This is a genomic window from Bacillus sp. FCW2 (assembly GCF_021228595.1).
GTDB lineage: Bacteria > Bacillota > Bacilli > Bacillales > Bacillaceae > Bacillus > Bacillus velezensis.
Window position 1 is genome coordinate 815,641 of the sequence record NZ_CP089436.1, and the last position, 26,149, is coordinate 841,789.

At 47.2% G+C, this 26,149-nt stretch carries 26 protein-coding genes; 21 read left to right on the top strand and 5 right to left on the bottom strand.

Going from position 1 to position 26,149, the window contains the following annotated elements; translation table 11 throughout:
• Positions 1 to 14: 14 nt before the first annotated feature.
• Positions 15 to 821 carry an NAD kinase gene (locus K3G25_RS04130; RefSeq protein ID WP_025285105.1) on the bottom strand — a complete coding sequence of 269 codons (807 nt, stop codon included), beginning with the start codon at positions 819 to 821 and terminating at the stop codon, positions 15 to 17.
• A gap of 181 nt (positions 822 to 1,002) precedes the next feature.
• Here K3G25_RS04130 and sppA point away from each other — a divergent pair, with 181 nt between their 5' ends.
• The 14 genes from sppA (at position 1,003) to K3G25_RS04195 (ending at position 13,557) form a co-directional block, all read left to right on the top strand.
• A complete protein-coding gene (gene sppA / locus K3G25_RS04135; protein WP_003152419.1) occupies positions 1,003 to 2,010 on the top strand; it encodes a signal peptide peptidase SppA in 1,008 nt (335 codons plus the stop codon).
• Between the two features lie 13 nt (positions 2,011 to 2,023).
• Complete coding sequence (locus K3G25_RS04140; RefSeq protein WP_103526700.1) at positions 2,024 to 2,515, top strand: RDD family protein; 492 nt, start codon at positions 2,024 to 2,026, stop codon at positions 2,513 to 2,515.
• Between the two features lie 77 nt (positions 2,516 to 2,592).
• The gene (locus tag K3G25_RS04145) at positions 2,593 to 3,282 is read left to right on the top strand and encodes a DUF2953 domain-containing protein (RefSeq protein WP_022552834.1); all 690 of its coding nucleotides are present in this window, start codon (positions 2,593 to 2,595) and stop codon (positions 3,280 to 3,282) included.
• A gap of 12 nt (positions 3,283 to 3,294) precedes the next feature.
• Positions 3,295 to 3,735: a GerW family sporulation protein gene (gene ytfJ / locus K3G25_RS04150; RefSeq protein ID WP_003152423.1), complete on the top strand. Its 441-nt coding sequence runs from the start codon at positions 3,295 to 3,297 to the stop codon at positions 3,733 to 3,735.
• A gap of 115 nt (positions 3,736 to 3,850) precedes the next feature.
• A complete protein-coding gene (gene tpx, locus K3G25_RS04155; RefSeq protein WP_007408050.1) occupies positions 3,851 to 4,354 on the top strand; it encodes a thiol peroxidase in 504 nt (167 codons plus the stop codon).
• Positions 4,355 to 4,415: 61 nt separating this feature from the next.
• Positions 4,416 to 5,402 carry a class I SAM-dependent methyltransferase gene (locus tag K3G25_RS04160; RefSeq protein WP_110124294.1) on the top strand — a complete coding sequence of 329 codons (987 nt, stop codon included), beginning with the start codon at positions 4,416 to 4,418 and terminating at the stop codon, positions 5,400 to 5,402.
• Between the two features lie 310 nt (positions 5,403 to 5,712).
• Positions 5,713 to 6,900, top strand: coding sequence for an acetate kinase (locus tag K3G25_RS04165; protein WP_007408053.1), 1,188 nt, complete (start codon positions 5,713 to 5,715; stop codon positions 6,898 to 6,900).
• A gap of 99 nt (positions 6,901 to 6,999) precedes the next feature.
• Positions 7,000 to 7,512 carry a MogA/MoaB family molybdenum cofactor biosynthesis protein gene (locus K3G25_RS04170; protein WP_007408054.1) on the top strand — a complete coding sequence of 171 codons (513 nt, stop codon included), beginning with the start codon at positions 7,000 to 7,002 and terminating at the stop codon, positions 7,510 to 7,512.
• Positions 7,513 to 7,663: 151 nt separating this feature from the next.
• Entirely contained in the window at positions 7,664 to 8,875 is a 1,212-nt protein-coding gene (locus tag K3G25_RS04175) for an argininosuccinate synthase (protein ID WP_014418628.1), read from the top strand.
• Complete coding sequence (gene argH / locus K3G25_RS04180) at positions 8,872 to 10,248, top strand: argininosuccinate lyase (RefSeq protein ID WP_003152429.1); 1,377 nt, start codon at positions 8,872 to 8,874, stop codon at positions 10,246 to 10,248. The genes K3G25_RS04175 and argH overlap by 4 nt, the downstream gene beginning before the upstream one ends.
• A gap of 73 nt (positions 10,249 to 10,321) precedes the next feature.
• Positions 10,322 to 10,450 (top strand): hypothetical protein, encoded by a 129-nt coding sequence (locus K3G25_RS20710; protein WP_007408056.1) that lies wholly within the window; start codon positions 10,322 to 10,324, stop codon positions 10,448 to 10,450.
• Between the two features lie 137 nt (positions 10,451 to 10,587).
• Positions 10,588 to 11,355, top strand: a complete 768-nt coding sequence (locus K3G25_RS04185; protein WP_095272590.1) for an SDR family oxidoreductase — start codon at positions 10,588 to 10,590, stop codon at positions 11,353 to 11,355.
• A 60-nt stretch (positions 11,356 to 11,415) separates the two neighbouring features.
• Entirely contained in the window at positions 11,416 to 12,102 is a 687-nt protein-coding gene (locus K3G25_RS04190; protein WP_007408057.1) for a metal-dependent hydrolase, read from the top strand.
• Positions 12,103 to 12,240: 138 nt separating this feature from the next.
• A complete protein-coding gene (locus K3G25_RS04195) occupies positions 12,241 to 13,557 on the top strand; it encodes a CBS domain-containing protein (protein ID WP_007408058.1) in 1,317 nt (438 codons plus the stop codon).
• A gap of 28 nt (positions 13,558 to 13,585) precedes the next feature.
• On the opposite strand, the gene K3G25_RS04200 is transcribed toward K3G25_RS04195, so the two are convergent.
• Positions 13,586 to 13,888, bottom strand: coding sequence for a YtpI family protein (locus K3G25_RS04200; RefSeq protein WP_014418625.1), 303 nt, complete (start codon positions 13,886 to 13,888; stop codon positions 13,586 to 13,588).
• Between the two features lie 116 nt (positions 13,889 to 14,004).
• Here K3G25_RS04200 and K3G25_RS04205 point away from each other — a divergent pair, with 116 nt between their 5' ends.
• Positions 14,005 to 14,946, top strand: coding sequence for a DHH family phosphoesterase (locus tag K3G25_RS04205; protein WP_014418624.1), 942 nt, complete (start codon positions 14,005 to 14,007; stop codon positions 14,944 to 14,946).
• 17 nt (positions 14,947 to 14,963) lie between these two features.
• On the opposite strand, the gene K3G25_RS04210 is transcribed toward K3G25_RS04205, so the two are convergent.
• From K3G25_RS04210 to K3G25_RS04220, 3 genes are all read right to left on the bottom strand, one after another.
• Positions 14,964 to 15,155 (bottom strand): YtzJ family protein, encoded by a 192-nt coding sequence (locus K3G25_RS04210; protein WP_017418354.1) that lies wholly within the window; start codon positions 15,153 to 15,155, stop codon positions 14,964 to 14,966.
• 105 nt (positions 15,156 to 15,260) lie between these two features.
• Positions 15,261 to 15,764 (bottom strand): sporulation membrane protein YtrI, encoded by a 504-nt coding sequence (gene ytrI / locus K3G25_RS04215; protein WP_007408062.1) that lies wholly within the window; start codon positions 15,762 to 15,764, stop codon positions 15,261 to 15,263.
• The gene (locus K3G25_RS04220) at positions 15,761 to 16,102 is read right to left on the bottom strand and encodes a sporulation membrane protein YtrH (RefSeq protein ID WP_003152438.1); all 342 of its coding nucleotides are present in this window, start codon (positions 16,100 to 16,102) and stop codon (positions 15,761 to 15,763) included. Before K3G25_RS04220 ends, ytrI begins: the two co-directional genes overlap by 4 nt.
• A gap of 142 nt (positions 16,103 to 16,244) precedes the next feature.
• On the opposite strand from K3G25_RS04220, the gene dnaE reads away from it, so the two are divergent.
• From dnaE to pyk, 6 genes are all read left to right on the top strand, one after another.
• Positions 16,245 to 19,583: a DNA polymerase III subunit alpha gene (gene dnaE, locus K3G25_RS04225; protein WP_232489600.1), complete on the top strand. Its 3,339-nt coding sequence runs from the start codon at positions 16,245 to 16,247 to the stop codon at positions 19,581 to 19,583.
• 139 nt (positions 19,584 to 19,722) lie between these two features.
• Positions 19,723 to 20,955, top strand: coding sequence for an NADP-dependent malic enzyme (locus K3G25_RS04230; RefSeq protein WP_007613079.1), 1,233 nt, complete (start codon positions 19,723 to 19,725; stop codon positions 20,953 to 20,955).
• A 328-nt stretch (positions 20,956 to 21,283) separates the two neighbouring features.
• Positions 21,284 to 22,156 (top strand): acetyl-CoA carboxylase, carboxyltransferase subunit beta, encoded by an 873-nt coding sequence (gene accD / locus K3G25_RS04235; protein ID WP_017418350.1) that lies wholly within the window; start codon positions 21,284 to 21,286, stop codon positions 22,154 to 22,156.
• Complete coding sequence (accA, locus tag K3G25_RS04240; RefSeq protein ID WP_014418621.1) at positions 22,141 to 23,118, top strand: acetyl-CoA carboxylase carboxyl transferase subunit alpha; 978 nt, start codon at positions 22,141 to 22,143, stop codon at positions 23,116 to 23,118. Before accD ends, accA begins: the two co-directional genes overlap by 16 nt.
• A 191-nt stretch (positions 23,119 to 23,309) precedes the next feature.
• Complete coding sequence (gene pfkA, locus K3G25_RS04245) at positions 23,310 to 24,269, top strand: 6-phosphofructokinase (protein ID WP_007408068.1); 960 nt, start codon at positions 23,310 to 23,312, stop codon at positions 24,267 to 24,269.
• Between the two features lie 39 nt (positions 24,270 to 24,308).
• Positions 24,309 to 26,066 (top strand): pyruvate kinase, encoded by a 1,758-nt coding sequence (gene pyk, locus K3G25_RS04250; protein ID WP_007408069.1) that lies wholly within the window; start codon positions 24,309 to 24,311, stop codon positions 26,064 to 26,066.
• Positions 26,067 to 26,149: the final 83 nt, after the last annotated feature.

Consider the following 26,149-nt stretch of genomic DNA (forward strand, 5'->3'; position numbering starts at 1 on the left):
CCCGTCCTCTTTTTTTATGATAAAAATGATCGTTTTACTTTTTCCCAGAAAGAGTTGTCTTTCAGTTTCACCGTTTTGATTTTTTTATCGGATAGTCTAATCTCAACCTTTTTGACATTCCGCGTGCTGAGCGCTTCATTATCAAGCCCGATAATCGGATGCTCATTGCCGTCCTGCACCACCTGCAGTGTCAGCTTCCGGTCTGAGCTTAAAATAAACGAAGATCCGAGTGTACGGTATGTGTTGTTGTTCAACGACGCCAGTTCGGATACCTGCATGCAGGAAATCAAAGGATCAACAACGGCGCCTGAAACAGATTTATTGTAGGCGGTGCTGCCCGTCGGGGTGGAAATGATCATCCCGTCTCCTCTGAACGTCTCAAAATGAAGATCATCAATTAACACATCCATCACAAACGTTTTAATAATGCTTGAACGGATGGAAACCTCGTTTAAACAGTGAAAATGATTGCTGCCGTCCACCGTTACGTGAATGAGCGGGTATTTTCTGACCTCAAGCTGTTCCGCGGTCATGCTGGCCGCCATTTTTTCAGGCTCATCGCTGTGAAAATCACAGTACAAATGGGCTTTCCCTTTTTTAGCGATGCCGACATACAGGCAGTCATCACGGAATCCGGTTTTTCTGACGGCTTGCAGAAATGAGCCGTCGCTGCCGATGCTGGCGATAATTCCGGCATCCTCCGGTTGAGCCGCAACTGTAAAACCGTGCGATTCAGCAAGCTGCTTCAAAGAGCTGACTTGTTCTTTTGTTTCGTTGTTTTGTTTGTGAAAAAAATAAACATTGCGGCGAAGATCGGTCATATCCCCATTCCCCTTTGCTGTCATATTTACGTTTTTCTCCCAGAAGGTATTGTGTTAAAATACCTGTGGCAATAGTGTAACATGTTTCCTGTTTATCCGTTAAGGGAAAGCGCTTCATGAAAAAAATGAATCTTTTTTTACGGGGGAACGTACGAATATTGACAGAAAAGGAGGAGAACAAATGAATGCAAAAAGATGGATTGCGCTCGTCATCGCGCTCGGCATTTTCGGCGTATCAGTCATTGCAAGTGTGACCGTCGGGGTGCTGAAGAATATCGGAGATACAGGGTCTGACTTTGCATCACTGACAGATGACACAGAGGAAGTGACGCTGGATAAGGGCAGCCCCGGCAGTAAAATCGCCGTGCTTGAAGTGGACGGCACGATTGAGGATAACGGCGGGTCCGCTGGCCTGCTCAGCTCAGGCGGGTATGATCACAGATCATTTTTAAAACAGGTTGAGCGTGCGAAAGAAGACAAAAGCGTCAAAGGAATTGTGCTGAAAATCAATTCCCCTGGCGGAGGCGTGTACGAAAGCGCCGAAATACATAAAAAACTGGAAGAACTAAAGAAAGAAACGAAGAAACCGATTTATGTATCCATGGGCTCCATGGCGGCATCGGGAGGCTACTATATTTCAACGGCCGCCGATAAAATCTATGCTTCACCGGAAACGCTCACGGGTTCACTGGGAGTCATCATGGAAAGCGTCAATTATTCCAAGCTCGCCGATGAACTCGGCATCAAGTTTGAAACCATTAAAAGCGGCGCGCATAAAGACATCATGTCCCCGACCCGCGACATGACGAAGGAAGAAAGAAAGATCATGCAGACAATGGTCAACGATTCTTATGAAGGATTTGTCAATGTCATTTCAAAAGGCCGGCACATGTCAAAAGCGGATGTGAAAAAAATTGCCGACGGCCGTGTCTACGACGGCAGACAAGCGAAAAAAATCGGCCTCGTTGATGAGCTCGGTTTTTACGATGATACGATCAGCGCGATGAAAAAGGACCATAAAAATATGAAAAACGCTTCAGTCATCACATACGAGGAAGGATTCGGATTAGGCTCGCTCTTTTCCATGAGCGCAGCGAAAATGTTTAAAAGCGAAATTGATTTTCTGAATATGAAAGAACTCATTTCGCAATCCGGTTCGCCGCGGATGATGTATCTCTATGCAAAGTAGGGGGGAAGAAAGAATGGACGCGACTTACGAAGGCTTTCACGGCAAAGAAGAGGAAGCCGAACAACAGAGGGCGCCCGAGCATGCATATGCGGGCTTTTGGATCAGGTTTTGGGCGTTTCTTCTCGATTGGCTGGTGGTCTGGGGACTTAACCATCTCATCGTTTCACCGATTTTCACGCTGATGAAGCTTCCGGCAACAAGCGGAATGTTTACAATCTCAGCTTATTCCGTCACAACCCTGATCGTCTACCTCGCCTATTTTGTGTTCATGACGAAATGGTTTCATCAGACACTCGGCAAGATGGTCTTCGGGTTAAAGGTCACTTCTTTGACGCCCGGAAAGCCGCTGACTTGGAGCACCGTCATTTTCAGAGAAGCGGTGGGGCGTTATATCGATAAAATCTGGATTCTCTATATCGTCATTGCGTTTACGCCCAAAAAGCAGGGCATTCATGATCTGATCGCCGACACAACGGTGATTCACGAAGCGCTGTACCGCAAATAAAAGCAGTAAACCCGGAATAAACGTCCGGGTTTATTTTTTTTTGTTTTGGCGATAATGCTGCTAAGGAAGTGAAGCTTATGGGATATGCCGCAGCAGCTGTTATTCTCATTCTCATTTTGGCCTGGCTGCTCATGAGGATGAAAATCCACCTGACTTTCGAATATCTTCACGATAAAGATAACGACAAACTGACGTTTAAAATCTCGGCCTTATACGGGCTGATCCGTATTAAAAAAACGCTGCCCGTCATTAAAGTAAACAGCGAAGACGCGTCAATTGATGTCAAACAGGACACGAAATCAGAAATGAAAGGTCAGAAAAAAGAGAAGAAAAAAATCACATATGAAGATGTCAAACAGAGCATTCACAGAATAGAAATGATTCTGCACCAAGTCTTTCAGATGCGCCAAATCGGCGCCTCATTTCTTGCGGGAGTCCGTGTTACGAAGTTCGAATGGGTGACGGTTATCGGAATAAAGGACGCCGCCGTTACGGGAATCGCCGCCGGCGGATTGTGGGCCGTAAAGGGAGGCCTTACGGCGATGCTGTATGATCATCTGCGTTTCATACATAAACCGGTGTGCGAAGTCATTCCGTCTTTTCAAGTGCCTGCATCCAAGACGCATTTGCAGTGTATATTCTTTTTTCGTTTTGGACATCTTATAGGTGCAGCTTTCAAATTGCTCAAATACGGGCGGAACGGACTTTCTATCATACGAAAGAAACAGCCGGTTCCGGTTGCTTCAAAGAATGATTCATCAGTTTAAGGAGGAGCGCATATGGCAGACCATCCCATTCAAGGTTTAATGAAAACCGCTATGGAAAATTTAAAAGAAATGATTGACGTGAATACAATCATCGGCGATCCTGTTGAAACGCCTGACGGCAGCGTAATCTTAACGGTTTCAAAGGTCGGCTTCGGATTTGCGGCGGGCGGAAGCGAGTTTGGAGGAAAGCCGGCTGAAAAAAGAACCGATGATGATGAAAGAAAAGAGCAGAAGCTCCCGTTCGGCGGCGGAAGCGGCGGCGGAGTATCCATTACGCCGATTGCGTTTCTGATTGTCGGGACAAACGGCGTGCGTATGCTTCATTTGGATGAAAACACCCATCTGATTGATAAACTGTTAGATTCCGCGCCTCAAACGATTGAACGCATCCAGCATATGTTTAAAAAGAATGAAAAAGGCCGGAACCAAAAAAGAACGGATATCGATTTATAACAGAAAAGTTAACTGCCGCCCGCAGTTAGCTTTTTTTACGATGCGGCATAACCTTTGCAGTTTGCATAAAACTCGACTATGATAGAGCTATACATAGATAAAGGGAGGAATCAGAATGGCTGAAATTACATTTAAAGGCGGAGCCGTGACGCTGATCGGACAAGAAGTGAAACCGGGTGACCAAGCTCCTGACTTCACGGTTTTGACAAACGGATTAGAAGAGAAGACATTAGCAGATATGAAAGGGAAAGTAACGATCATATCCGTTATTCCTTCCATCGACACAGGCGTATGTGACGCGCAGACACGCCGCTTCAACGAAGAAGCCGCAAAACTCGGTGATGTGAACGTTTATACAATCAGCGCCGACCTTCCGTTTGCACAAGCGCGCTGGTGCGGAGCGAACGGAATTGATAAAGTTGAAACATTATCGGATCATAAAGAGATGTCATTTGGTGAAGCATTCGGTGTTTATATCAAAGAACTTCGTCTTTTGGCGCGTTCCGTATTCGTCCTTGATCAGGACGGAAAAGTCGTTTACGCGGAATACGTAAGCGAAGCGACAAACCACCCGAATTATGAAAAGCCTATCGAAGCTGCAAAAGCGTTAATTAAGTAAAGAGAGAAAAAGAGCTCCGGGTGCTGCCGCGGAGCTCTTTTCATGGCAAGGAGGAAACAGCATGCAACACGACCATGTCGGTCAGATTTATGAACTTTTAGATGAAGCCGCCCAAGTGATAGCAGAAGGCCTTCAGATTTCTTATATTGAGGGGCTTGCGGAAGCGGGAGAGATGTATTTTCTTGAAAAGGCCGACCAGCTTCCGCTTCAGGAAAAGCAAACCGGCGAGCTTAACAGCCTGCTCGCGAAAGCAGACTTCCGAAAATGGGAGCATGAATGGATCCGCAAGGCGTTCCAGCTCGCCATTTTAAAAGGGCTCAAAGATAAGTCCCATCCGAACAGACAGATGACGCCTGATACGATCGGCCTTTTCATCAGTTACCTCGTGAATAAATTTACGGGCGGCCGAAAAGGCCTGACATTGCTGGACCCCGCCTGCGGCACCGGAAATCTTCTGCTGACCGCGGCAAACCAGCTTTCTGACAAAGCGGGAAAAAGTTTCGGCATTGAAATCGACGATGTCCTTCTGAAGATCGCATATGCGCAGGCGAATCTGCAGGAAAAAGAAATGGAGCTGTTCTGCCAGGACAGTCTTCAGCCGTTATTTATCGAACCGGCCGATGCGGTCATCTGCGATTTGCCGGTCGGCTACTATCCGAATGACGAAGGCGCTGAAGCGTATGAGCTGAAAGCGGATGAAGACCACTCATTTGCCCACCACTTATTTATTGAGCAGAGCGTCAAACATACAAAACCGGACGGATACTTATTTTTTATGATTCCGAACCATCTGTTTGACAGCGCGCAAAGCGATAAACTGAAGCGGTTTTTTGCGGAAAAAGTGTATATCAACGCCCTTCTTCAGCTGCCGGCTACTATGTTTAAAGACGAAGCGCAGGCAAAGAGCATTTTAATCTTGCAGAAAAAAGGCGAAGACGCAATGCCGCCGAAACAAGCGCTTTTGGCGAATCTTCCTTCCTTTGCGAACCAGCAGGCGATGCGGGAGATGATGGCAAAATTGGATCAATGGATTCAAAAAGAAAAATAATGGCGAAAAAGCAGTGTGAGATGCAAAATCCCGCGCTGCTTTTGCTTTTTAAAATGAATGGAAATCAGGACGATAACACAAATTAAGGAAAGAAAATAACATTCCGTAAGGCGGTACCGTCCATTTGGCACAAATGAAATTTATCAGAAAATATCGACTTCATATTGTAAGCGGTACCAATGTGGATGTTGACTTGAAATGCTGAGTTGACAATGTTTAAATGGAAAAGTCAGATATTTTTTGGACTGCAATTATGGTCTGGGAAAAAAGAACGAACAAACGAAGAAGAATTTTGATAGGAGCGTCATTTATGTCTAAAATTATTGCAATTAACGCAGGAAGCTCATCTTTAAAATTTCAGTTATTCGAAATGCCTTCAGAAAAGGTGCTAACAAAAGGTTTAGTAGAACGGATCGGTATCGCCGACAGCGTTTTCACAATCTCTGTTAACGGCGAAAAAAATACAGAAGTGACAGATATTCCGGATCATGCGGTTGCGGTGAAGATGCTGCTTCACAAGCTGACTGAATTCGGTATTATAAAGGATTTAAATGAAATTGACGGAATCGGCCACCGTGTGGTTCACGGCGGAGAAAAATTCAGCGATTCTGTTTTGCTTACGGATGAAACAATCCGTGAGATTGAAGAGATTTCAGAACTTGCGCCGCTTCACAACCCGGCCAACATCGTCGGCATTAAAGCCTTTAAAGAAGTGCTTCCGAATGTGCCTGCGGTTGCAGTGTTTGATACGGCGTTCCACCAAACGATGCCTGAACAATCTTACCTGTACAGCCTACCGTACGAATACTACGAGAAATACGGCATCCGCAAATACGGTTTCCACGGCACTTCTCATAAATACGTGACACAGCGCGCAGCTGAGCTTCTCGGCCGCCCGCTTGAAGATTTGCGTCTGATTTCCTGCCACCTCGGTAACGGCGCAAGTATCGCGGCCGTAGAAGGCGGAAAATCCATTGATACGTCAATGGGCTTCACACCGCTTGCGGGTGTTGCGATGGGAACACGTTCAGGAAACATCGACCCTGCATTGATTCCGTACATTATGGAAAAAACGGATCAGACGGCAGATGAAGTATTAAATACGTTAAATAAAAAGAGCGGACTGCTTGGCGTATCCGGTTTCTCCAGCGACCTCCGCGATATCGTGGAAGCTTCAAAAGAAGGAAACGAAAGAGCGGAAACGGCTCTTGAAGTGTTCGCGAGCAGAATCCATAAATACATCGGTTCTTATGCTGCGAGAATGAGCGGCGTTGACGCGATTATTTTCACTGCGGGTATCGGTGAAAACAGCGTTGAAGTCAGAGAACGCGTGCTTCGCGGCTTAGAATTCATGGGTGTATATTGGGATCCTGCGCTGAACAACGTGCGCGGCGAGGAAGCGTTTATCAGCTACCCTCACTCTCCTGTCAAAGTCATGATCATTCCGACTGACGAAGAGGTCATGATCGCACGCGACGTTGTCCGCCTTGCACAGTAATGATCGAAAAAAGCACATCCTTTAGGGTGTGCTTTTTTATTGAATGCCCCAGAATCAAACGTTACGATATGTTTATTACATAAACGATGAGGTGAAGCAATGAGTGTGCATGAACATAAACAAGAAGCCCCGTCAGCGGTGCGCTGCAAGGTGATTACAGTCAGCGACACGAGAACGAAAGAAACCGACAAAAGCGGGCGCGTCATGATGGACTTCCTCAGGGAAGCGGGATTTGAAACGGTCGCTTATGACATTGTTAAAGATGAAAAAGATGAATTGCAGAAAGCCGTTTTATCCGGCTGTATGGATGAATATACAGATGCGGTGCTGTTAAACGGAGGGACGGGCATTGCCGAAAGGGATGTCACAATTGAAGCGGTCACGCCGCTGTTTTCAAAAGAACTCCCGGGATTCGGCGAGCTGTTCCGCATGCTGAGCTATACGGAGGACATCGGTTCCGCCGCCATTTTGTCCAGAGCGGCAGCGGGTGTGATCCAAAATACCGCAGTCTTCTGCACGCCCGGCTCCTCAGGCGCCGTAAAGCTTGCGATGAGTAAACTGATTATTCCTGAACTGCCCCATGTGCTCCGGGAAATCCGAAAAGATTTATAAATGTATAAAAAGGCTCTGCTCCGCTCAAAAAATTGGGTGGGGTTTTTTTTATAAAAGGCTTGAAAAAACAGAATTTACTTGTTACAGTGTATACATACAAAATGCATTTTTATTAATTAAAACTAATTTTTATACAAAGGGAGCTTTTAACATGGCAGAACAAAAAAAGGTTGTATTGGCATACTCAGGAGGTCTTGATACTTCTGTAGCGATAAAATGGCTGCAAGAACAGGGATACGATGTTGTTGCCTGCTGCTTAGATGTAGGGGAAGGAAAGGATTTGGCATTCGTTCAGCAAAAAGCGCTGGAAGTAGGCGCCTTAAATTCCTATGTGATTGATGCGAAAGAAGAATTCGCCCGGGAGTACGCGCTCATTTCTATGCAGGCCCATACAATGTATGAAGGCAAGTATCCGCTCGTATCTGCATTATCCCGTCCGTTAATCGCGAAAAAACTCGTTGAAGTCGCGGAAAAGGAAAACGCGGTGGCCGTAGCGCACGGCTGCACGGGAAAAGGCAACGATCAGGTTCGTTTCGAAGTATCCATTAAATCATTAAATCCTGATCTGGAGGTCATTGCTCCGGTCCGTGAGTGGCAATGGTCGCGTGAAGAAGAAATTGAATATGCCGCAAGCCGGGGCATTCCGATTCCGATCAATCTTGACAGCCCTTATTCCATCGATCAGAACCTATGGGGACGCGCCAATGAATGCGGTATATTAGAAGACCCGTGGGCGGCGCCGCCTGAAGGGGCATATGACCTGACAGCATCTCTTGAAAACACGCCGGACGTTCCGGAAATCATCGAAATCGCATTTGAAGCCGGTGTTCCGGTTTCAATCGACGGCGTAACCTACCCGCTCGCTGATTTAATTCTCAAGCTGAACGAGACTGCCGGAAAACACGGCATCGGCCGGATTGACCATGTGGAAAACCGCCTGGTCGGCATTAAGTCCCGTGAGGTTTATGAGTGCCCGGGCGCGATGACTTTGATTACGGCTCACAAAGAGCTTGAGGACCTGACTTTAGTGAAAGAAGTGGCCCATTTCAAACCGGCAATTGAACAAAAACTGTCTGAAATCATCTATAACGGTTTATGGTTCTCGCCGTTAAAAGACGCGCTGCTTGCATTCTTGAAAGAAACTCAAAAACACGTCACCGGCGTCGTGCGCGTCAAGCTGTTTAAAGGCCATGCCATTGTAGAAGGGCGTAAGTCGGAATATTCACTCTACGATGAAAAACTTGCGACATATACAAAAGACGATGCTTTTGACCATCACGCGGCAATCGGTTTCATTGAGCTTTGGGGGCTGCCGACAAAAGTAAACAGCATTGTGAAAAAGAAGGAGCAGATTGAAGCATGAAGAAGCTTTGGGGAGGCCGTTTTCAAAAAACACCGGAAAAGTGGGTCGATGAGTTCGGCGCATCCATCACATTCGACCAAAACTTAGTCAAAGAGGATATTACAGGGTCTCTCGCTCATGCGGCAATGCTGAAAAAATGCGGCATTCTGACGGAAGAAGAAGAAGGCGCCATCCGACAGGGGCTGCAGACCCTCCTGCAAAAAGCAGAGGAAGGGACGCTTGAATTCTCTGTTGATTATGAAGATATCCATTTGAATATTGAAAAAATGCTGATCGAAGAAATCGGACCGCTAGGCGGCAAGCTGCATACCGGCAGAAGCCGGAATGACCAGGTGGCGACCGACATGCATTTGTATTTGAAAGATCATGTCTCACATATCATCGTGCTGATTGAACAGTTCCAAAAAGCGCTGATCGAAAAAGCGGAGGCCAATGTCGAGACCATTCTGCCGGGGTACACCCATTTACAGCGGGCTCAGCCGATTTCTTTCGCCCACCATCTGCTTGCTTATTTTTGGATGCTTGAACGGGATAAAGAGCGTTTTCGCGATGCTATGAAGCGGATTAACATATCGCCGCTCGGATGCGGGGCGCTTGCCGGAACTACGTTTCCGATAGACCGTAACTATTCGGCGGAGCTGCTCGGTTTTGACTCCATTTATGAGAACAGTCTTGACGGAGTCAGTGACAGAGATTTTATTCTCGAGTTTTTAAGCGGCAGCAGCATGCTGATGATGCACCTTTCGCGTTTATCAGAAGAAATCATTCTATGGTGCTCGCAGGAATTCAGATTCATTGAACTGGATGATACGTATGCGACGGGAAGCAGCATGATGCCGCAGAAGAAAAACCCCGACATGGCGGAGCTGATCCGCGGTAAAACCGGACGCGTATACGGTGATATGATGGGGCTTTTCACGATTATGAAAGGGCTCCCGCTCGCTTACAACAAAGACCTGCAGGAAGATAAAGAAGGCATGTTTGACACGGTGAAAACCGTTGAAGGAAGCCTTCAGATTTTCACGGGCATGATTGAAACGATGAAAGTAAACAAAGACATCATGAAACAAGCGACAAAACAAGATTTTTCAAACGCGACGGAACTTGCCGATTATTTAGCTAAAAAAGGCATGCCGTTCAGAGAAGCGCATGAAGTGGTCGGCAAGCTTGTGTACAGCTGCATTGAAAAAGGAATCTATTTAAGTGATATGGCATTTGAAGAATTCCTTCAAGCCAGCAGTCTCTTTGAAGAAGATATCTATACCGTGCTCGATCCGCATCATGCGGTTGAAAAAAGAATGAGCGCCGGCGGAACGGGTTTTCAGCAGGTAGAACAGGCGCTCGTAAAAGCAAAAGCCTGCGCCGGCATTTAATTTGCTGAAATTTCCTTCATATTTTCCCGTTATATCAGACACCCTACATCTATAAAGATGGGAGGTAGAAGGAATGCGCAAAGAACAAGACCGTTACATCTATGATGAAAAAGAAAGTGAAGAAACGGCCAGGCTCATCTCAGAGGCATACGAAAGCGGTTATGTCGGCATGGAGGAAGCCTCTGCTCCTTCAGAAAATTAAGCTGTCTGTAAAGACGGCTTTTTTTTCGTGCGGACGAAGTGCAAAAAAGTGATATTGCCGTTTGTTTATAGTAAAGTAGAGGGAGAAACGTCTTGATTTTATTGAAGCGGCAACGTTGCCTGGGGAGGGTATTCAATGTGCGACATGCTCTAATCACTGCCGGTACAAAGGGATTGGGCCGAAAAGTGACTGAAATGCTTCTGGAAAAAGGCTTTTCTGTCACAGTGAATTACAGACAAGACGAAGAAGCGGTCGCCTGTCTGAAGGCGGATTATCCCGGGTGCCATGACAGATTGCAATTCGTTAAGGGCGATGTAACCCGGAAAGAAGATCTCATTCGGATCGCCGATGCAGCCCTTCAGCGGTTTGGAAGGATTGACATACTGATTAACAATGCCGGGCCGTACATATTTGAGCGCAAAAAGCTTGCCGATTACTCCGATGACGAATGGTATGACATGCTTGAAGGGAATTTAAGCGCCGTTTTCCATCTGTTTAAAGCGGTTATCCCGGTCATGAGACAGCAGCGGTTCGGCCGGATTATTACATACGGTTTTCAAGGAGCGGACCATGCCCCCGGCTGGCTTCACCGTTCCGCTTTCGGAGCGGCTAAAGTCGGATTGGCTTCGTTAACGAAAACCATTGCGATTGAAGAAGCTGAATCAGGCATTACGGCCAATATGGTCTGCCCGGGTGATATTGTAGGAGATATGAAAGAAGCGTCTATAGAGGAAGCAAGACGGAAAATCGGCAAAGAAAAGACGCCGATCGGCAGGTCCGGAACCGGAGAGGACATTGCGAGAATCATCGCCTTTTTATGTGAGGAAGATTCCGATCTTGTAACCGGAACGGTCATTGAAGCAACAGGCGGGCTGAATGTGATTAACAGGCATCAATCCCTGTAAGTTTTTTCGTTTGTCAAAAAGGGAACTTGATAAATATTAATTTTTTATGAGGTGAAAACGATGAAAGTGACTTATCACGGACATTCTGTCATTCAAGTGGAAACGAAAACCCATAACATTATTTTTGATCCGTTTCTGACCGGAAACAGTCTGACGAATTTGAAACCGGAAGAAGTGAAAGCGGATGTCATCCTGCTTACTCACGGACACAATGACCATGTCGGAGATACAGAGCAGATCGCTAAACAAAACGATGCGCTCGTCATTGCGCCGAACGAGCTGGCCGTTTATCTCGGCTTTAAAGGTTTAAAGGTCCACCCGATGCATATCGGCGGGGCGCGCCAATTTGATTTCGGCAAAGTGAAACTGACACAGGCATTCCACGGATCGGCGGTCACTGATGAAGAAAACAAAACCATTACGTACACGGGGATGCCTGCCGGGATTTTATTGACGATTGACGGCAAAACGATTTTCCACGCCGGAGACACGGCGCTGTTCTCAGATATGAAACTGATCGGGGAACTGAATCACATTGACCTGGCGTTTCTGCCGATCGGTGATAACTTCACCATGGGCCCTGAAGATGCAAAACTCGCGGCTGAATGGCTGAGAGCGAAACAGGTCGTTCCCGTTCATTACAATACATTTCCTGTCATTGAACAGGACCCTGACGCTTTCGCCGAAAGTCTGCCCGGAGGCGTCGGCAAAGTCATGGCGGTCGGCGAGACCATTGAGCTTGCCTGACATATGTGTCAAAGACCTTCTGAATCAAGCATTCAGAAGGTCTTTTTGTGATGCCGCCTTTTTTCGGGCGTCTCATTGCGAATGAATCCCCCGTACCCTTATAATAAAAGCAGAAGACTGTCCTTAGAGGTGAAACGCTTGGCAACAAAGCATGAACAAATCCTATCATACATAGATTCGCTTCCTGTCGGTGAAAAAATTTCGGTCAGAAGAATTGCGAAAGAAATGAAAGTCAGTGAAGGAACGGCTTACAGAGCCATTAAGGAAGCCGAAAACAAAGGATTCGTTTCCACTATTGAACGTGTGGGGACCATCCGGATTGAACAGAAGAAAAAAGAAAATATTGAAAAGCTGACATACGCCGAGGTCGTCAATGTGATAGACGGCCAGGTGCTCGGCGGAAAAGCCGGTCTGCATAAAACGTTGAATAAGTTTGTGATCGGCGCGATGGAGCTTGACGCGATGATGCGTTATACGGCGGCGGGGAACCTGTTGATCGTCGGGAACCGAATCAACGCCCACCGCCAGGCGCTTGAAGCGGGCGCGGCTGTTTTGGTAACGGGAGGGTTTAATACCGACGACAGCATTATCGAGCTGGCCGATATGCTTGAGCTTCCGATTCTCTCTACGAGCTACGATACCTTTACGGTAGCCGCGATGATCAACCGGGCGATCTATGATCAGCTCATAAAAAAAGAGATTGTGCTCGTGGAAGACATATTGACGCCCGCAGATCGGACAGTGACGCTGTCCCCTAAGGATAAGCTGGAGAAATGGTACGAAAAGAACTATGAAACCGGACACGGCCGCTTCCCGGTTATCGATCAGCAGATGAAAATCCACGGAATCCTCACATCGAAAGATATCGCGGGGCATGACCGGTCAGTTCCGATTGAAAAAGTAATGACTAAAAACCCTGTCACGGTGATCGGGAAAACATCTGTCGCCTCAGCGGCTCAAATGATGGTTTGGGAAGGAATTGAAGTGCTTCCGGTGACAGACGGGCATCACAAACTGATCGGAATGATCAGCCGCCAGGATGTCTTAAAAGCGCTTCAAATGGTTCAAAAGCAGCCTCAGGTCGGTGAAAAGCTGGATGATATTGTTTCAAGGGGATTTAAAGAAGAGGAAGATGACAAAACGCCGGCCGTTTATCAATATGAAGTCACGCCGCAAATGACCAATCAGCTCGGCACGATTTCTTACGGGGTGTTTACGACGATTTTAACCCAGGCCGCCAGCCGATTTTTACGCTCCCGCAAACGCGGCGAGCTGGTCATTGAAAGCATTACGATTTTCTTCCTGAAGCCCGTACAGATGGAGTCGGTCATTGAAGTGAAACCGCGCATTTTAGAGGCGGGCCGGAAATTCGGGAAAATGGAAGTGGAAGTGTCAAGCCAAAGCGGCATCGTTTCAAAAGCGATGCTCATGGTGCAGCTGATGGAGAGAAGTTAAGGGACGCACCCGGGTCCCTTTGCATTCATTATGCGTGGTCCCTCTCCGCTTCCTTTGCATGGATGGGCTCATAATGCTTATAGGCTCTATACCCGGCCCATGCGCTGCCTGCTCCGATTAAAATGAAGACGCCGCCGATGACCAGGGTCAGGACGGAGTGAAACAGAATCATTTGGTTTACTCCATACAAAAGCACCAGCGCGCCTAATGCCATACTTGATTTAGCCGAAAAACATTCCTTCTCCAGCGCCCGTTTCGTCTGGATTCCTTTTACTTTGTAATACACGTAAAAGCAGGCAGAAAGCCCGATGAGAAAAACAAAAACCAGCATAAATGAAATCCTCCATTATATGAGTTTGCAAAACCGTTTATACCGTTGCTGAAAGATTTTCCTTTTCCATGGATAAAGAGTATGATTAAATGAATAAAAACGAAAAGGAGAAAACGATGAAATCCGAACTGATCAGAACCATATCATTATATGACACCATTATCTTACATAGACATGTGAGGCCTGACCCGGACGCCTACGGTTCACAGTGCGGCCTTACGGAAATCCTGCGGGAAACGTATCCCGAAAAAAATATTTTTGCCGTCGGACAGCCTGAGCCGTCCTTGTCTTTTTTATATTCCCTCGATGAGGTGGATGACGAAACCTATAAAGATGCTCTTGTCATCGTGTGCGACACCGCAAACCAAGGCAGGGTCGACGATCAGCGCTACCATTCCGGCGCAAAGCTCATGAAAATAGACCACCATCCAAATGAAGATCCGTATGGCGATCTGTTATGGGTCGATACGAATGCAAGCTCCGTAAGCGAAATGATCTATGAGCTGTACCTGGAAGGAAAGCAGCACGGCTGGAAACTGAATACGAAAGCAGCTGAGCTGATCTACGCGGGTATCGTCGGTGATACGGGGCGCTTCTTATTCCCGAACACCACAAAAAAGACATTAAAATACGCGGGAGAGCTCATTGAGTTCCCATTTTCATCGTCAGAGCTGTTCAATCAATTGTATGAAACAAAATTAAATGTGGTGAAGCTTAACGGCTTTATTTATCAAAATGTGTCACTGTCTGAAAACGGCGTCGCTTCCGTTTTCATTAAAAAAGACATTTTGGAGACATATGGAACCACCGCTTCTGAAGCGTCGCAGCTTGTCGGAACACTCGGAAATATTTCGGGTATCCGCGCTTGGGTGTTTTTCGTAGAAGAAGACGATCAAATCAGAGTCCGGTTCCGTTCAAAAGGTCCGGTCATCAACGGAATTGCCCGGAAATACAATGGCGGCGGACATCCGCTTGCGGCCGGCGCATCCATCTTCAGCTGGGATGAAACCGATCAGATTCTTGCTGATCTGGAAGAGATATGTAACGAACACAAGTAGAGGGGAGACCCTCTTTCTTAGTGTTCATCTGTCACGGGGATGAACCAGCAGCCGAATTCAGTCAGGTCTTCGTAGACGCGGAGATTACAGATTTGGAGTTCTTTTTTTATGAGGGAAGCGAGTGTGTTTGTTTCTGCATATGCGGAATAGCCTTGTCTGATTCGGGCTGCATGATCTTTTGCCAAGCGTCGTTCACTAAAAACCTCCATTTTCCCTTCCTCCCTTCAGAATCATTGAAAATGTCTCATCTACAGTTTATAAAAAAGCGGAGAAAAAAGCGACAGATCTATGGAAAATTTTTAAAAATGACATAATTACGTCGCAAAAGAAATATGAATTTCGACAGACAATCTCGTATAAATCGTCAGTTCCTTTACTTCAGCTTTAAATTCCTTCTCATTTATGGTGTATATTTTGTTTTCGATCGTCCGTTTTAAAAGCTCCTTTGTTTTATACACGCTTTCAATATCCTTTGTGATGACTTCAGAAATATTATCTTTCACTTGTTCCTCAAATTTCATCTTGTCAGGCTGGGCGATTCTGTATTTTTCCCCATTGATCAGCTTCACATCAACACTTTGGATGAGCAGCCTTTGCTTATTATCCTCATTTAATTTATGAAGATCTTTCTGATAGATGGAGATTTGGTTTTTTAAATCCCGCGCGTGCTCCCGCTGCTTTTCAATTAACGTCACCTGTTCTTCCTGAAACGTTCCGTATGTAAACAGAAAGAACAGCCAGCTGACGATGGCTCCGCACATCATTCCCGCAAAAAAACGCTGCCATCCCGGTTTTTTATAATACTCGGGAATTCTCATGATGACATATTCTCCTGGGTCAGCCATGAAATAATCAGCCAGCCGGTCTGCGCGCCGCCCATTGCTGAAATAATTAAAAGAAGCTGTTTGAAGATGTCGCGCGTGTTGCCTTCAAACAGCCCCCGCTCGAAACTGTATACCGCGTCAAATGTTCCCCCGATGGCCGCGACAAGCGCCCAGATCTTCAGCCTGTTCGCCAATTTTGTGATCGCCGTCAGCGGAGGCTCGCCTGATAAATAAGCTCCGAGGCCGCCGATCAGCGCGCCGCCGAGCAACACACCGAGGGCGATAAAATAACTGCTGATGAAATTCGCCATAAATCCGGCTTCCTGATCCATATATACACCACCTCACTTTTCTATCATATTGAGCGAAACGGACAAGTATGATGATGAGTCAAAAAAGAACATTTGTTTCTTAAGAAAACCCGTCTTATAATGTAGAAAGGCAAAATGAACGTATGGGAAAGGAGTGGCGGCATTGTCTTTTGTTCACCTGCAAGTACATAGCGGCTACAGCCTGTTAAACAGCGCCGCTTCTGTAAAAGAGCTTGTTGCACAAGCGAAGGAACTCGGATATTCATCATTGGCGCTGACGGACGAAAATGTGATGTACGGCGCCATTGAGTTTTATAAAGCATGCAAATCAAACGGAATTAAGCCGATTATCGGTCTGACGGCTTCTATATACACGGATGATACGGAGCTTGAAGCACACCCGCTCATTCTTTTAGCAGAGACAAACACGGGATATCAGAACTTGGTGAAAATCTCAAGTGCGCTGCAATCCATGGCAAAGGGCGGCATGAAGCGAAAATGGATGAAGAGCTATCATGAGGGGCTGATCGCCATTACGCCCGGTGAAAACGGGTACATTGAAAGCCTGCTTCAAGCCGGGAAGTTTGAAGAAGCGGTCCGGGCTGCCGAAGGATTCCGGGAGCTGTTCGGAGACGGCCGTTTTTATTTAGGGTACCAGCCGTTTAAAGGACATGAGACATTATCAGAAGAGATTCTCCGCCTGTCAGCCGAAACGGAAATCGCTGTCTGCGCTGCGGGAGATGTCCGCTATATCAAGAAAGAAGATCAAGATGCGTACCGCTGTCTGTGCGCTATTAAAGCCGGAGAGAAATGGGAGGATCAGAGCGGGAATCTGCCGGACTTATACTTGAGGACGCCTGAAGAAATGGCAGAGCTTTACACGCGGCATCCGGAAGCGATTGAAGCAGCCGCCCGTATCGCCCGGCAATGCCGGGTCGATGTAAGCCTCGGACAGACACAGCTTCCGTCTTTTCCGGCGCCGGACGGCAAATCAGCCGATGACTATTTGGCGGAAGTCTGTCACGAGGGGCTGCGCCTCCGTTTCGGCACTCCTGATGATCGCGCTGTCCGCCGTCTTGAATATGAGCTGGACGTCATCAGGCGCATGAAATTCAGTGATTATTTTCTCATCGTATGGGACTTTATGAAGTACGCGCATGAAAAGGGTATTGTGACAGGCCCGGGAAGGGGGTCCGCGGCAGGCTCGCTTGTCGCTTACTCGCTTTTCATTACCGACGTGGATCCGCTTAAACATTCTCTGCTGTTTGAGAGATTTCTTAATCCCGAGCGGATCAGCATGCCGGATATTGATATCGATTTCCCTGATACGAGAAGGGATGAGGTCATTCAGTATGTACAAAATAAGTACGGGGCCATGCACGTGGCCCAGATTATCACCTTCGGGACATTGGCCGCAAAGGCGGCGTTAAGGGATACCGGGAGAGTGTTCGGAATCAGCCCGAAAGAAGCCGACCAGCTTGCCCGCCTGATTCCGTCAAAACCGGGAATGACGCTTGAGGAGGCGAGGCGGCAGTCCGCTCAGCTGAACAGGCGGCTGTCCGAATCCGCCGTTCTTCATAAAGTGTTTCAGATCGCAAGGAAAATTGAAGGTCTTCCTAGGCACACGTCAACACACGCGGCCGGGGTCGTTCTCAGTAAAGAGCCGCTTTCTGAAGTTGTCCCTCTTCAAGAAGGGCATGACGGCGTGTATTTAACGCAGTATGCGATGGATCACTTGGAAGATCTCGGTCTTTTAAAAATGGACTTTTTAGGTTTGCGCAACCTGACGCTTATTGAATCCATTAAAATGATGATTGAAAAAGAGACGAATACGAAAATTGATTTTTCCGAGATTTCTTATCAGGATGAAAAAACGTTCTCGCTATTGTCAAACGGTGATACGACGGGTATTTTCCAGCTGGAATCATCAGGAATGAGAAACGTGCTGAAACGCCTGAAGCCGTCAAGACTGGAAGACATTGTCGCGGTTAACGCGCTTTACAGGCCGGGACCGATGGAAAATATTCCGTTATTTATCGACCGGAAGCACGGGCGGGCGCGTGTGGAAGTGCCGCACGAGGACGTAAGAAATATTCTCAGTGACACTTACGGCGTCATCGTCTATCAAGAACAGATAATGATGATCGCTTCGCGCATGGCAGGGTTTTCATTAGGTGAAGCGGATCTGCTCAGACGGGCTGTCAGCAAAAAGCAAAAGGACATTCTGGACAGAGAGCGAAGCCATTTTGTTGAAGGGTGCTTAAAAAAGGAGTATTCTGTAGTCACTGCAAACGAGGTCTACGATCTGATTGTAAAATTCGCTAACTACGGATTCAACAGAAGCCATGCTGTCGCATACAGCATGATCGGCTATCAGCTCGCCTATTTAAAAGCCCATTATCCGTTATATTTTATGTGCGGGCTGTTGACGAGCGTCATCGGCAATGAGGACAAAATATCGCAATATCTGCATGAAGCGAAGGGGAGCGGGATTCAAGTCCTTCCGCCGTCAATAAACAAAAGCGGTTTTCCGTTTGCGCCGGAAAACGGAGCCGTCAGATACAGTTTGCGGGCCGTTAAAAACGTAGGCGTCTCGGCAGTGAAAGATATTTATAAAGCAAGAACACATAAACCGTTCGAGGATCTTTTCGATTTCTGCTTTCGCGTACCTGCAAAAAGCGTGAATCGGAAAACCATCGAAGCCCTTATATTTTCTGGCGCCATGGACGAATTCAATCAAAATCGCGCCGCCTTGCTGGCCTCCGTTGATGTGGCTTTAGAGCACGCTGAACTTTTTCGTGCAGGTGATGACCAAATGGGATTGTTTTTGGAAGAATCGTTCTCCATTAAGCCAAAATATGTAGAGGCTGAGGAATTTCCGCTCGTGGACAAGCTTCGGTTCGAAAAAGAAGCTCTCGGTGTTTATTTCTCAAGCCATCCTTTGTCTGCTTTCAGGGATCTCCTGAAAAAACGGGGGGCGCAAGCGATCACAGCAGCGCGGCAGATGCCGAAGGGGCAGCTGTCAATCGGCGCTTTGCTCGCGGGCATCAAAACGATTCGGACAAAGACAGGTCAGCATATGGCGTTTCTCACATTAAGCGATGAAACGGGAGAAATGGAAGCCGTCGTGTTTCCTGACCAATATAGAAGGCTGTCTCCGCTGTTAAAAGAAGGCGCGCTTTTATTCGCCGCCGGAAAAATGGAAGAGCGTCAGGAGAAGACACAATTCATCATGTCATCCGCCTCTCTTCTTGAGCAGACGGAGGCAGACAGAGCGCCGTCTGTTTACATCAAAATCGAAGGCAGCCGGCACAATCAGGAGTTTTTGGAAAAGATGAAGCGTATTTTACTGGAGCATAAAGGGGAAACCGGCGTTTATCTTTATTATGAAAAAGACAAGCAGACGATCAGGCTGCCGGATACTTTTCATATTCAGGCGGACCATCAGGCGTTATACCGTTTAAAAGAGCTGCTGGGCCGCGAAAACGTCGTGTTGAAATAGTGGTAACAATAATCGTTTTGTTATACAATTGAAACAATTGTGCTATCTTATTTAAAGATTCTGAAATTTTTCACCTCCAGCGATTGTACCAGTCTATGCGGCAGAATATGTAACAAAGTACTTAAAAGGAGTGTTTAGAATGTCATTAAGAGAAGAAGCGTTACATTTACACAAAGTAAATCAAGGAAAGCTGGAATCAAAAGCAAAGGTAGAAGTCAGAAACGCGGACGACTTAAGCCTTGCCTACTCTCCCGGAGTAGCTGAGCCTTGTAAAGAGATTTATGACGATAAAAATAAAGTATATGATTATACAATGAAGGGGAACATGGTAGCAGTCGTAACAGACGGATCAGCCGTTCTCGGTCTCGGTAATATCGGGCCTGAAGCTTCTCTTCCGGTCATGGAAGGGAAAGCGGTGCTGTTCAAAAGTTTCGCGGGCGTGGATGCATTCCCGATCGCGCTTGACACAAACGATGTGGACAAAATCATTGACACTGTGAAGCTGCTTGCACCGACATTCGGCGGTGTCAACCTTGAAGATATTGCGGCGCCGAACTGCTTCATTATCGAAGAGCGCCTGAAAAAAGAAACAAACATTCCGGTTTTCCACGATGATCAGCACGGCACTGCCATCGTAACCGTTGCCGGACTTGTAAACGCGCTGAAATTATCAGGAAAATCCATGTCATCCATTAAAGTTGTGGCAAACGGAGCGGGTGCGGCAGGCATCGCGATCATCAAGCTTCTTTACCATTTCGGCGTACGCGACATCGTAATGTGCGACTCTAAAGGGGCGATTTACGAAGGGCGTCCGGCCGGCATGAACGCAGTGAAAAACGAAGTGGCGAAGTTTACAAACCAAGACCGCAACGACGGTTCGCTGCAGGATGTCATTAAAGATGCAGACGTCTTTATCGGCGTATCAGTCGAAGGCGCGCTGACGAAAGAAATGGTGGAAAGCATGGCGAAAGATCCGATTATCTTCGCAATGGCCAACCCGAATCCGGAAATCATGCCTGAAGACGCGCGCGCAGCCGGCGCAAGCGTAATCGGAACAGGCCGTTCTGATTTCCCGAACCAGGTCAACAACGTTCTGGCATTCCCTGGAATTTTCCGCGGGGCGCTTGACGTTCGCGCGACTCACATCAACGAAGAAATGAAAATTGCTGCGGTTGAAGCGATTGCTTCCCTCGTTTCAGAGGAAGAATTAAGCGCTGATTATGTCATCCCGGCTCCATTTGACAAACGTGTGGCTCCTGCCGTGGCGAAAGCTGTTGCGAAAGCAGCGATGGAAACGGGCGTCGCCAGAATTACGGTCGATCCTGAGGAAGTGGCTGAAAAAACAAGACAGCTCACAGTCATCGGCGAATAATAACACAAAAATGAAATGGCAGCGCGTTGGAAAAAAACAACGCGCTGCTGTTCAATATACGGACTGCTGGCATTTTTTTAAGGGCAGGTCTTAAAAAAATTTCAGCAGAATCCTTATTTCTTTTGAAAACGCTGACAGATAAGGCTGAACAACGCTTTTTACGGTATGAAATCCGTCCGTTTCCGTCTGTTTTGCAGCAAAAAATGTCGAATGGAGGATGACACCGTTTGACAAAAAAAGTACAATAGTTTCGGTAAAGTTATTATTAAGTCTATCTAATCGGAAGACATGCAGTGAAGAGAACCCTTCACAAAAGGGAGGTAATCATTTGTTAAAGGATATATTCACAAAAAAGAAAAAATATGCTTCCGTGCCGTCTGAGCAGGCAAAACATGATGTTCCGGAAGGCATTATGACAAAGTGCCCCAAATGTAAAAAAATCATGCTCACAAAAGAGTTAGATAAAAACCTGCGCGTCTGCATGAACTGCGGGCACCATTTCCCGATGAATGCAAAGCAGCGCATTGAAAGCCTCCTGGATGAAGATTCATTCGAAGAATTCAACCAGGGAATGATATCTGAAAACCCGCTCGGTTTCCCGGGATACTTAGAAAAAATCGAAAAAGACCGTGAGAAAACATCGCTGAATGAAGCGGTGGTTACCGGAAAAGGAACCATCGGCGGATTCCCGGCCGTGATCGCGATCATGGATTCAACATTCCGAATGGGCAGCATGGGTTCGGTTGTCGGCGAAAAAATCACGCTTGCAATTGAAAAAGCAAAAGAGGAAAAAGTCCCGTTTATCATCTTTACCGCTTCCGGCGGCGCACGTATGCAGGAGGGGGTCTTAAGCCTTATGCAAATGGCCAAGACAAGCTCTGCATTAAAACTGTTCAGTGAGGAGCAGGGACTGATTATTTCTGTCATGACCCATCCGACGACAGGCGGCGTATCGGCCAGTTTCGCGTCTCTCGGTGATTATAATTTCGCTGAACCGGGCGCCTTGATCGGATTTGCCGGAAGACGTATTATTGAACAGACGATCGGGGAAAAACTGCCGGAAGATTTCCAGACGGCGGAATTTTTATTAAAGCACGGCCAGCTTGATGCGGTGATTCACCGAAACGACATGAAAGACAAACTCGCATTTCTGCTGGACATGCACCAAACAGGAGGTGAGCATGAGTGGCTGCAAGATTAGAATTTGAAAAACCAGTGATTGAACTGCAGACGAAAATCGCCGAACTGAAAAAATTCACCCAAGATTCGGAGATGGATTTAAGCGCTGAAATCGCAAGGCTTGAAGACCGGCTCAGCAAGCTCCAGGATGAGATTTATAAAAACCTGAAGCCGTGGGACAGAGTGCAGATCGCACGCCTTCCCGACCGGCCGACGACGCTTGATTACATTCAATATCTGTTTACCGACTTTTTTGAGTGCCACGGAGACAGAACATACGGAGATGATGCTGCGATTGTCGGCGGAGTCGCCAAATATCACGGCATGCCGGTCACCGTCATCGGACATCAGCGCGGAAAAGACACGAAAGAAAACCTCGTCCGCAATTTCGGGATGCCTCACCCTGAGGGCTACCGCAAAGCGCTTCGTCTCATGAAGCAGGCGGATAAGTTCAACCGCCCGATTATCTGCTTCATCGACACGAAGGGAGCGTACCCGGGTAAAGCGGCGGAGGAACGGGGACAAAGTGAAGCCATCGCCAAGAACCTGTTCGAGATGGCCGGCCTGACAGTGCCTGTCGTTTGTATCGTCATCGGGGAAGGCGGCAGCGGAGGCGCGCTTGCATTAGGTGTGGGCAACCGCATGCTGATGCTTGAGAACTCGACGTATTCCGTTATTTCTCCTGAAGGAGCCGCGTCCATTTTGTGGAAAGACTCCAGCCTTGCGAAAAAAGCGGCCGAAACCATGAAGATTACTGCGCCCGATTTATTAGAATTAGGAATTATTGATGATATGATTAAAGAAGTGAAGGGCGGAGCTCACCATGATATCAAGCAGCAGGCGGGCTACATTGACGGTATTCTTAAAGAAACGTTAAAATCTCTTCTTCAAATGAACGCCGAAGAATTGATCTCACAGCGCTATGAAAAATATAAAGCAATCGGGAAAGTTTCGGTTGAAGATCAATATATCGGGGTAAACTGAATAGACGTGAAGCCTATGGCTCACGTTTATTTTTTGTGATTTTTGTGATATTCCTTAAATTTTATTTAAAAACAATTTATTTAATTGTATAATAGGTAAGGTTTCATGGGAGCTCAGGCGTCCCTTTTCATTGTTTTAGGGCAATGATCATGATATGTTTAACATATATATGTTGCTGAGGTGAATAGGAAATGAAGCGTATAGGAGTTTTAACGAGCGGCGGGGATTCCCCGGGTATGAACGCTGCGGTGCGCGCGGTTGTGCGGAAAGCTATCTACCACGACGTCGAAGTGTACGGAATTTATAACGGTTATTCAGGATTAATCAGCGGAAAAATAGAGAAACTGGAGCTTGGTTCGGTCGGTGACATCATCCACCGCGGCGGAACAAAGCTGTACACGGCCAGATGTCCTGAATTCAAAACAGTTGAAGGCCGTGAAAAAGGAATCGAAAATTTAAAGAAACTCGGCATTGAAGGTCTTGTCGTCATCGGCGGAGACGGTTCATACATGGGTGCGAAAAAATTAACGGAACACGGGTTTCCGTGTGTAGGTGTACCGGGTACGATAGATAATGACATCCCGGGAACTGATTTTACGATCGGATTTGATACGGCGCTAAACACCGTAATTGATGCGATTGATAAAATCCGTGACACCGCTACGTCTCATGAGCGTACATACGTTATTGAAGTGATGGGGCGCCATGCGGGCGACATTGCTTTATGGGCAGGTCTTGCAGGCGGAGCGGAATCAATTTTAATTCCTGAAGCGGACTACGATATGCAGGAAATTATCGGCCGTTTGAAGAGAGGGCACGACCGCGGCAAAAAACACAGTATCATCATCGTTGCAGAAGGGGTAGGCAGCGGGGTTGAATTCGGAAAACGCATCGAAGAAGAAACGAACCTTGAAACACGGGTATCCGTTTTAGGGCACATCCAGCGCGGCGGATCTCCAAGCGCTTCTGACCGGGTTCTTGCAAGCCGCCTCGGCGCTTACGCGGTTGAGCTTCTGCTTAAAGGAAAAGGCGGACGCTGCGTAGGTATACAAAACAACAAGCTTGTAGACCATGATATTATAGAAATTTTAGAATCAAAACATACTGTTGAACCAAACATGTATCAGCTTTCAAAAGAACTGTCTATTTAAGGCGGAAGAAGCTGAAGATTTCAGAAGGAAGTGAACGAGTTGAAAAAAACAAAAATCGTTTGTACAATCGGTCCGGCCAGTGAAAGTGTAGAAATGCTGACAAAATTGATGGAAGCGGGTATGAACGTTGCTCGTCTGAATTTTTCACACGGTGATTTCGAAGAGCACGGCGCAAGAATCAAAAACATCAGAGAAGCAAGCAAAAAGCTCGGCAAAAACGTGGGGATTCTCCTCGATACGAAAGGTCCGGAAATCCGCACGCACGATATGGAAAACGGCGCGCTTGAGCTTCAGGCGGGAAATGAAATTATCGTTTCTACGAAACAGGTGCTGGGAACGCTTGAAAAATTCTCAGTTTCTTATGAAGGCCTGGCAGACGACGTGTCAGCAGGGTCTATCATCCTGTTGGATGACGGTTTAATCGGATTGGAAGTGCTGGAATCAAATCCGGAAAAACACGAAATCAAAACAAAAATCTTAAACAGCGGCACGCTGAAAAATAAAAAAGGCGTAAACGTTCCCGGCGTCAGCGTCAACCTTCCCGGAATTACTGAAAAAGACGCCAAAGACATCGTATTCGGTATCGAGCAAGGCGTTGATTTCATCGCTGCGTCATTTGTACGCCGTTCTACGGATGTCCTGGAAATCCGCGAACTGCTTGAGGAGCATAACGCCTCTGACATTCAAATCATTCCTAAGATCGAGAACCAGGAAGGCGTGGACAACCTGGATGCGATCCTGGAAGTATCTGACGGCTTAATGGTAGCGCGCGGAGACCTCGGCGTAGAGATTCCGGCCGAAGAAGTGCCGCTCGTGCAAAAAGAAATGATCAAAAAATGCAACGCGCTCGGCAAACCGGTTATTACTGCGACTCAAATGCTTGACAGCATGCAGCGCAACCCTCGTCCGACACGCGCTGAAGCAAGTGACGTTGCCAACGCCATTTTCGACGGCACAGACGCTATCATGCTTTCCGGTGAGACGGCTGCGGGACAATATCCTGTCGAGGCGGTTCAAACAATGTTTAACATCGCCACACGCACGGAAGAATCTCTGAACTACAAAGAAATTCTGTCTAAACGCAGAGATCAGGTCGGCATGACGATTACCGATGCGATCGGCCAATCAGTTGCGCACACGGCGATCAATCTGAGTGCGGCAGCTATCGTTACCCCTACAGAAAGCGGCCATACGGCGCGTATGATCGCGAAATACCGTCCGCAGGCTCCGATTGTAGCCGTTACGGTTAATGAGTCTGTATCACGCAAACTCGGCCTTGTATTCGGTGTATTCCCGGCAAGCGGCCAAAACGCGAATTCAACCGATGAAATGCTTGAAGATGCGGTTCAAAAATCACTTGACAGCGGCATCGTGAAACGCGGTGATCTGATTGTCATTACAGCAGGTTCTGTCGGTGAATCAGGCACGACGAATCTGATGAAAGTCCACACTGTCGGCAGCGTTATCGCGAAAGGGCAAGGCATCGGACGCAAATCTGCATTCGGTCCGGTCGTTGTTGCAAAAAATGCGAAAGAAGCTGAACAAAAAATGACAGACGGCGCAGTATTGGTTGCTTCAAGCACTGACCGCGACATGATCGCTTCACTTGAAAAAGCATCAGCGCTCATCACTGAAGAAGGCGGTCTGACAAGCCATGCAGCCGTTGTCGGTTTAAGCTTGGGCATTCCGGTTATCGTCGGTCTGGAGAACGCAACTTCAGTTTTAACAGAAGGACAGGTTATCACAGTTGACGCTGCCCGCGGCGCTGTGTATGAAGGCCGCGCAAGCGTTCTTTAAACAGCTTTAAAAAAGAGAGGGGGGGTTCTCCCTTCTCTTTTGTCTTTAGGCTGATTTTCCTATTCCCATGCGGGCGGTGACGC